Origin of the sequence: Sphingomonas sp. (genome assembly GCF_039595165.1) — a bacterium.
Lineage (GTDB): Bacteria > Pseudomonadota > Alphaproteobacteria > Sphingomonadales > Sphingomonadaceae > Sphingomonas.
Map to the genome: position 1 here is coordinate 1 of NZ_JBCNMA010000173.1, position 5896 is coordinate 5896.

Consider the following 5896-nt stretch of genomic DNA (forward strand, 5'->3'; position numbering starts at 1 on the left):
CGAGGAGCTCGAGCATCGCGATTCGGCGCTGGCCGCGGGGGCGGAAACGGCGCCGGCCTATCCGCTGCTCTCGGGTGCGATCCGGGCGGCGTGCAGGGCTGCCATTGCGGTCTCGAAACGGCTATGAAGGGCGGGGGCGAGGAGAAGATGATGACCAAGACGATCCTGCTGAGCCTTGCCGCGATCGCCGCGCCGGTGCTGGCGCTGCCCGCGCCCGCGGCCGCGCAGAATGCGGCGCAGAACGGCGTGCTCGTCATCTATGGCGACGACAAATGCCCGACCAACGCCGATGGCGAGGAAGTGGTGATCTGCGTCCGCCGCCCCGCCGAGGAGCGCTTCCGCATCCCGCAGGAGCTGCGCGACCAGGAGGTCACCCCGCAGAACGAAAGCTGGGCGGTGCGCCAGCAGGGTGCGATGTCGGTGGGCGACACCGGCATCGGCAGCTGCACGACGGTCGGCCCCGGCGGCGGAATCGGCTGCGCGACCCGGGAGATCCAGGCGGGCAAGGCCGAGGCCGATGCGCGCCGCCGCGCCGAGAAGGTCCTTCCGGACTAGGATCGCGACTCAAATCGGATTGATCGTTACCCCCCGCGCAGGCGGGGATCCATTCCTGCTGACGGAACCGATGGAACCGCGACGTCAGCGTCATTGGATCCCGCCTGCGCGGGGATGACGACATGGTGGCGTGGATTGCAATGAACGCGACGGGGGATGGAAAAGGGATGCCTACAGGTGAGGCGCGCAGGCGCTGGCAGGTCCCGGCGCTGCTGTTCGCGCTGGTATGGCTGTCCTGCACCTGGTTCGGCTCCTGGGCGTTCAATCCCAACAGCGCGACGCGGCTGCTCGCCGCCACCGCGATCGTCGAGAAGGGCAATGCCCGGATCGACGAGTTCGCCGACATGACGATCGACAAGGCGCTGTTCGACGGCCATTTCTACATGGACAAGGCGCCGGGCATGACGCTGATGGCGCTGCCCTGGGTGGCGCTCACCAACGCCGTGACCGGCCAGGTCTCGGCCGACGTCCCGCACAAGCTGTTCGATCCCGCCGCTGAGGATTTCCTGCGGCTGCGGATGCGCGTCGCGGTCGCCTTCACCAGCGCGATCCTGACCGCGCTGGCGGCGGTCGCGCTGCTCGATCTCGGCACCGGCCTCACCGGCAGCCGCGTCGCCGGGCTGTTCGGCGCGGTGGGCTTTGCGCTCGGCACGACGATGTGGGGGTGGAGCACCACCTATTTCGGCCACGCGCCGACCACCGCCTTGCTCGCCATCGCGATCTGGGCGGTGTGGCGCGGCACCAGCGGCGGACCGGCCGGACGATATGCGCTGACCGCCGGGCTTGCGCTCGGCTGGGCGGTGGTGATCGAGCATACCGCGGTGCTGACCGGCGCCCCGGTCGCGCTCTGGGCGCTGTGGCGACTACGCGGCCGGGAGCCGGACCGCGTCGGACGCATCGTCGCGCTGACGCTCGCCGGCGGGCTCGTCGCCGCGATCCCGCTGTTCGCCTACAACCTCGCCGTGTTCGGCCATCCCTTCCAGACCGGCTATTCGGGCGTGGTCGGGTTCGAGGGGATGAAGCAGGGGCTGTTCGGCCTGACCTATCCCAAGCTCGACGTGCTGTGGGAGATCCTGGGCGGCAAGCGGCGCGGCATGGTGTGGGTGGCGCCGGTGCTGGTGCTCGCGCCCTTCGGCATCTGGACGCTGCTGCGCGATCCGGCGAAGCGCGACATCGGCGTGATGGCCGCAGCCGGCGCGGTGATCGCGTTCCTCTACCACGCCGCCTACGTCTATTGGGACGGCGGCAACTCGACCGGGCCGCGCCACGCGCTCCCCGCGGTCGCCTATCTCGCGATCGGCCTCGCCGCCTTCTGGAGCGGCGCCAACCGCTTCGAGAAATGGCTGGGCGGCGGCTTCCTCGCCGCGAGCGTCGCGATCAACCTCGCGATCACCGCCGCCGAGGTGCAGGCGCCGCATTTCTACCCGGCCCCGATCACCCAGCACATCATCCCCAAATTCCTGAGCGGCGACATCCGCACCATCCCCAACGAGTTCTGGGGCTGGTCGCCCTGGGCCGGGCTCGGCATCTGGCTCGCGCTCGCCGCCCTGCTGACCACGGCACTGGCCGTCGCATTGCATCGGGAGAAGCTAAGTCCCTGACTCGACAGGCTTCGTTCGAGAACATATATTGAACGAATGGCGCAGCTCGACCTCCGCGAAAAGCTCGAAATCCTCGCCGACGCGGCGAAATACGACGCCTCCTGCGCCTCGTCGGGCACCGCCAAGCGCAACTCGGCGGGGGGCAAGGGGCTGGGCTCGACCGAGGGGATGGGCATCTGCCACGCCTATGCTCCCGACGGCCGCTGCATCAGCCTGCTCAAGATCCTGCTGACCAACAGCTGCATCTTCGACTGCCATTACTGCATCAACCGCAAGAGCTCGAACGTCCGCCGCGCGCGCTTCACCGCCGCCGAGGTGGTCAAGCTCACGCTCGATTTCTACCGCCGCAACTATATCGAGGGGCTGTTCCTCTCCTCGGGCATCATCCGCTCGCCCGATTACACGATGGAGCAGATCGTCGAGGTCGCGCGATCCCTGCGCGAGGATCACGACTTCCGCGGCTATATCCATCTCAAGACCATTCCCGACGCCGATCCCGGGCTGATCCACCAGGCCGGGCTGCATGCCGACCGCCTGTCGATCAATGTCGAGCTCCCCACCGCCGCCGGCCTCGCCCGCCTCGCCCCCGAAAAGTCCGCGCCGCGGATCGAGGGCGCGATGCTCGGCCTCAAGCGCGACATCGACGACACCGGCGACGCGTCGAAGCGCTACCGCTCGGCCCCCAAATTCGCCCCCGCCGGCCAGTCCACGCAAATGATCGTCGGCGCGGATTCGGCGACCGACCGCGACATCGTGCGCCGCGCCGCCGGGCTCTACGGCCGCTTCGACCTGCGCCGCGTCTATTATTCCGCGTTCAGCCCGATCCCCGACGCCAGCGCCGTCCTCCCGCTCCAGCGCCCGCCGCTGATGCGCGAGCACCGGCTCTACCAGTCGGACTGGCTGATGCGCTTCTACGACTATCGCCCCGACGAGGTCGCCGACGCCGCTGATCCGGCGACCGGCATGATGCCGCTCGACATCGATCCCAAGCTCGCCTGGGCGCTCAAGCACCGCGATCGCTTCCCGGTCGACGTCAACACCGCGCCACGCCAGGCGCTGCTGCGCGTCCCCGGTTTGGGCGTGAAGGCAGTGGACAATATCCTCGCCGCGCGGCGCTGGCGGCGGCTCGGCCTCGCCGATGTCGGCCGGCTCACCATATCGCTGACCAAGCTGCGGCCGTTCCTGATCGCCGATGACTGGCGCCCGGTCGCGCTGTCCGATCGCGCCGACCTGCGCCCGCTCGTCGCCCCGAAGCGCGAGCAACTCGAACTCTTCGCCGCTTGAGAATGAATCGCGCCTGAAACAACCACTTGGCTGGTCGGTTGGAGCGGCAGAGGAGACTTTGCATGGCCGACGACCGCATTTTCGAGGACTTGAAGCGCGATCACGACCGTCACCGCGACCTGCTCGAGCGGATCGCCTCGAGCGACCCCGACAGCGAATTGCGCAGCGACCTGTTCGACGAGCTTCGCGTCGAGTTGCAGGCTCACGCCGCGGCCGAGGAGGAATCGCTCTATGCGACGATGCTCGCCAATCCCGATCTGCGCGACGAAGCGCGGCATTCGGTGTCCGAGCACAAGGAGATCGACGATTATCTCGGCGAGCTGGTCGAGGCCGATCCGTCGAGCGACGCGTGGATGAAGACCTTCAAGGAACTGCGCCACCGCTACCTCCACCATATCGAGGAGGAAGAGGAGGAGATGTTCCCGGCGGCCGCCAAGGATCTCGACGAGGCGACCAAGGCCAGGCTCGCAACGGTGTTCGAGAAGCGCAAGCCGAAGGAGCTGGAGCGCGCCGAGGACGAGCTGCCCGGCGACGCGCGCGAGTGACACCCCCAACTCGTCACCCCGGCCCTGAGCCGGGGCCAGGCTTCTTCTTCTCATGATGGTAGAAGCTAAGCCCCGGCTCAAGGCCGGGGTGACGGTGGTGTTCGGCGCCTCGCACCACTAACTGACACCCCTGTTGATGGCTGGACGCACGGCGCGGACCGGGTAAGCTGCTCCCAAAACAGGGAGAGGCTCATGATCCGCACCGCCACGCTCGCGCTGCTCGCCTTCGCGTCCGCCGCGCAGGCCAAGACGATCGACGTCCCCGCCGGCCCCAACGCGCAGGAGCGGCTGCAGGAGGCCCTGCTCGACGCCAAGCCGGGCGATACCGTCCAGATCGGCCCCGGCCGGTTCGAGCTGACCGACGGCCTCAGCCTCGATGTCGACAAGGTCACCGTGCGCGGCGCCGGGCCGGACAGGACCGTGCTCAGCTTCAAGGGCCAGCTCGGCGCGGGCGAAGGCCTGCTCGTCACCTCCGACGACGTCGTGCTGCGCGGCTTCGCGGTCGAGGATACGAAAGGCGACGGGATCAAGTCCAAGGAGGCGAACCGCATCGTCTACAAGGATATCCGCGTCGAATGGACCGGCGGGCCCAAGGCCACCAACGGCGCGTACGGCGTCTATCCCGTCTCCAGCCACACCATCCTGGTCGATGGGGTCACGGTGAAGGGCGCGTCCGACGCCGGCATCTATGTCGGCCAGTCGGAGCGGATCGTGGTGCGCAACTCGACCGTGTCGCAGAACGTGGCGGGGATCGAGATCGAGAACAGCAACATGGCCGATGTCCATGGCAACACCGCCACCGGCAACACCGGCGGCATCCTGGTGTTCGACCTGCCCAACCTCCCGCGCATGAACGGCGGCGGGGTGCGCGTGTTCGGCAACAAGGTGGTGGCGAACGACACCCCCAATTTCGCGCCCAAGGGCAATATCGTCGCGACCGTGCCCAAGGGGACCGGCGTGCTGGTGATGGCAAATGACGGTGTCCACGTCTTTGACAACGATTTGTCGGAGAACGCCACGGCGAACGTGATGATCATCTCCTATCGCCCCAAGTTCGAGGACGCGAAGTACAACCCCTATCCGCGCCGCATCATCGTCTCGGGCAACCGCCACGGCCGCGCCGGCTTCGCGCCCGACGTGCCGAGCGGCGGCTTCCTCACCGCGGCGTTCGGCGGCAATGCGCCGCCGGTGTGGTGGGACGGCACCGGCAAGGCCGACGAGCTGGGCCTGCGCGTCGCCGACCAGGTGCCGGTGCTCGGCCTCGGCCTTGCGCTCGGCGCCCCGGTCGAGAGCGCCAAGCCATCCAAGGTCGAACTCAACGCGCCCGACGTGCCCCAGCCCGCCGCGGTGGTGCTGCCGGCGGAGATGGAGGCTGCGGCGAAGTAGCGATGTCCTTCCTGCAGCGCAGTTCTCCTGCGAAAGCAGGAGCCCAGGGTGTCACGCGATGCCCTGCCTGGTCCTGGACCCCTGCGTTCGCAGGGGAACAGCCATGCAGTTTCAAGCGGCGGAGGCGTGCATGAGGCTAGGCGCCGTCTTGTTCGCGCTCGCGGCCACGGTGTTCGTCGCCGCCGCCACGCAGCCTGCCGCCAGCGTGAACGACGCGGCAATCACCGCCGACGGCTATCCCGCCAAGCTCTCCGACTATGGCTTCTTCGCAGACCTGACCAAGCGCACCCCCGCGCCCCGCGTCGCGGGCTACGACCTCGAGACCGCGCTGTTCTCCGACTATACGGTGAAGCAGCGCTTCATCTACGTCCCCGCCGGCGCCAGAGCGACATATGATCCCGCCAAGGCGTTCGACTTCCCCGTCGGCAGCGCGCTCATCAAGACCTTCGGCTATGGCGAGGGCGCCGCGTTCAGGCCGCTCGAGACTCGCCTGCTGCTACACCGCGCCGCGGGCTGGGTCGCGAT

General features: G+C 68.3%; 6 protein-coding genes and 1 pseudogene. All 7 read left to right on the plus strand.

The features are described 5' to 3' along the window. The coding region (locus tag ABDV68_RS18010) for a demethoxyubiquinone hydroxylase family protein (protein ID WP_343521484.1) at positions 1-127 on the plus strand (127 nt) is incomplete at its 5' end. A 23-nt stretch (positions 128-150) separates the two neighbouring features. Further along, positions 151-555 (plus strand): hypothetical protein, encoded by a 405-nt coding sequence (locus ABDV68_RS18015; protein WP_343521479.1) that lies wholly within the window; start codon positions 151-153, stop codon positions 553-555. A 167-nt stretch (positions 556-722) separates the two neighbouring features. Next, a complete protein-coding gene (locus tag ABDV68_RS18020) occupies positions 723-2156 on the plus strand; it encodes a hypothetical protein (RefSeq protein ID WP_343521480.1) in 1434 nt (477 codons plus the stop codon). Positions 2157-2192: 36 nt separating this feature from the next. Beyond that, the gene (locus ABDV68_RS18025; RefSeq protein ID WP_343521481.1) at positions 2193-3440 is read left to right on the plus strand and encodes a putative DNA modification/repair radical SAM protein; all 1248 of its coding nucleotides are present in this window, start codon (positions 2193-2195) and stop codon (positions 3438-3440) included. A gap of 62 nt (positions 3441-3502) precedes the next feature. Next, positions 3503-3985 carry a hemerythrin domain-containing protein gene (locus ABDV68_RS18030; protein ID WP_343521482.1) on the plus strand — a complete coding sequence of 161 codons (483 nt, stop codon included), beginning with the start codon at positions 3503-3505 and terminating at the stop codon, positions 3983-3985. A gap of 192 nt (positions 3986-4177) precedes the next feature. Next, complete coding sequence (locus ABDV68_RS18035) at positions 4178-5371, plus strand: parallel beta-helix domain-containing protein (protein ID WP_343521483.1); 1194 nt, start codon at positions 4178-4180, stop codon at positions 5369-5371. A 130-nt stretch (positions 5372-5501) separates the two neighbouring features. Continuing rightward, positions 5502-5896: pseudogene (locus ABDV68_RS18040) on the plus strand (hypothetical protein); the annotation flags it as partial.